Annotated in this window: 1 protein-coding gene; it reads right to left on the bottom strand. The window is 40.0% G+C overall.

The window, feature by feature from the left end:
- Positions 1–878, bottom strand: an 878-nt coding sequence (locus ESZ39_RS17605; protein ID WP_146881202.1) for an IS30 family transposase, incomplete at its 3' end; no start/stop codon positions are given.
- Between the last annotated feature and the right edge of the window lie 18 nt (positions 879–896).

Raw genomic sequence — 896 nt, forward strand, 5'->3', positions numbered from 1 at the left:
ACATCTTGGACTTCTGATAGCGATACTTTTTTGAAATTTGTTGATTTCGGCCAATATTGTCGTAATAGGCCATTGGTGTTTTCATTGAGCCCGCGTTGCCATGAACAATAAGGATCAGCAAAATAAACCCCACATTCCAACGCTTTAGTCATTTGCTCATGGTAAGCGAACTCTTTACCATTATCTGCGGTGATCGTTAGCACCGCATCTTGGTACGGTTTTAATAAAGCAAGGGTCGCTGCGGTGACTGTTTTTGCTGATTTATCATTGATGCGTGTCGATACAGTAAAGCTCGTTTTTCGCTCTACAATAGTCACTAGTGCGCCACTATGACCTTTGCCAATAACCAGATCTATTTCCCAATCGCCCATTCGACTTTTATCATCAACGACTTTAGGACGCTCATCAATACTCACACGGTTCTTGATAAACCCTCGGCCCGCTTGCTTATTCTTACTACGTATTTGATAAGCCTTTCCTTTTCTACGCAAGTGTTGAAATAATTGACCACCATATTGCTTGTCAGTCCAGATATGTTGATAGATGGTTTCATGACTAACGTGAACACTTTTACTTCTCTTGAGCCATCCAGATATCTGCTCAGGACTCCATTTGTCTTTAATTTTCTCGTCAATTAACTCAATGAAACTTGTTGTCATTTTAGTTGCTTGATAGGAGGCTAATCGACGATTAGCAGCTAAATTTTGTGCTTGTTTGATACGATAACCACGTTTGCCTGTATTGCGTTGAAACTCTCTGCTAATCGTTGACTGACTAATACTGAGTTGCTTTGCCATTTTATTTTGGCTTATGCCTGTTTTATTTAAAGCAAAAATCTGGCATCGTTGTTCATAGGTCAGCTGTTCATATGTTTTCATTGTTGCATCTCTTGCTGG

This window comes from Colwellia sp. C1TZA3 (assembly GCF_007954265.1).
Taxonomy (GTDB): Bacteria; Pseudomonadota; Gammaproteobacteria; order Enterobacterales; family Alteromonadaceae; genus Cognaticolwellia.